This window comes from Mesorhizobium sp. LEGMi-168a, from assembly GCF_058312955.1.
In genome coordinates this window covers 1-1,391 of record NZ_JBZEGV010000099.1, presented here as the reverse complement: position 1 = coordinate 1,391, position 1,391 = coordinate 1, and the positions used below count along the sequence as shown (strand labels likewise).

General features: G+C 55.4%; 1 protein-coding gene. It reads right to left on the bottom strand.

The genetic code is table 11. The annotated features are described in order from the left end of the window. On the bottom strand, positions 1–1,304 hold a 1,304-nt coding region (locus AC4FWB_RS34125), incomplete at its 3' end, for an acetate--CoA ligase family protein (protein ID WP_491030602.1). Between the last annotated feature and the right edge of the window lie 87 nt (positions 1,305–1,391).

Below are 1,391 nucleotides of genomic sequence, written 5' to 3'. Positions count from 1 at the left end.
TCCACCAGGAAACCACGAAGGATGAGCTCCGGAGAGCTATCCTTCAATTTTTCGGCCATTGCATTGACGCTTTGCCAAGCTGCGTCTGCTTTTTCGAGATTCAGTGCAACAGCTCCCAACTCACTCTTGTGCGCAAGCCCGGCGCTCAACGCCTTAACTGCTACTGGGAAATTGATCTCCGCTAATTGATCGGCTCGCTCAACCGTGACGACTATGCCACGAGGCACAGTTATACCAGATGCCCGAAGTTCGGCTTTGGCATCTGCCTCGTCGAGAGCCACTCCGGCGCTTGCGATGCTAGAGTATTTAGGCAGAACAATTTCTCCATCGGTCTGTCTGGCAAGCGCATCTGCCAGCTCCGAAAATCGCACCGCATTCGCCACGGCTCGCAAGCCATTGTCTAATCCCATCAGCGGGACCAATCCGTCAGCTATCATTCTTTCTCGAACGCTTTTCGGCAGCATGTCCGGCACGGTGTTGACGAACGCAGCGGGCAAACTCCTCTCGCTCGCGGCCTGTGCAAACGCTTTCGTAGTTATGTCCCACCCAGCGGAATCCCATTCGCCCTCAGTCGGGTAGCACATCACCTCCACAGCTATATCGTGGTCGTCCGATAGAAACGCTCGATAAATACTGAGATTTAGATCAAAATCTGTATCGTTACCGTGCGCGGAGGATATGTCGAGAGGATTGGCGGGGTGAACATACGGGGGGAGATGCTTCTCCAGCCCTGTCGCCGCCTCAGCGGACGGTGGTTGCAAGTCAAGGCCGGCTGCTTCCGCAATATCGCTGCCGAGCACCGCATAGGACCCCGAACTCGTTACAAAAGCAGTGCGCCGTCCTCTCAATTTTGGCGCGTACACGAGCATCTTCAAGGTCTCGATCGCCTCCATGGGCGTACGGACTTCGACAAAACCAAGCCGCTTGAAAAGCGCCGAAGCCACAATATCGTCGCCTGCTAGCGAAGCTGTGTGTGACTGACTTGCTCGACGGCCGGCTGTTGTTCTACCGCCTTTTATGACGACCACCGGAACGCCTTTGCGCGCGGCTTTCAAGCCTGCCGCCGAAAGAAACGCTGCATCCACTATGCCTTCCAGATAGAGGTTCACGGCCCGAACACGATCCTCATCCAGCACGACATCCAAGATGTCAGCTGCACTGATCATCGCCTGGTTGCCGAGCCCGACTGAGTATGCCACTGGCAACGATCTGTCTGCGCATCCAACATCGGAAAGATAGGCTCCTCCGTTGCTTATAATAGCAACACAACCATCATCGCCATGGCCACCGAAATGGTCCATCATGAAGACGGATCGGTCAACGAAGTTCCCCACCCCAGGGCAATTTGGCCCAATAATGGGCATTCCACCTGCCGCTTCCACCAAATCACG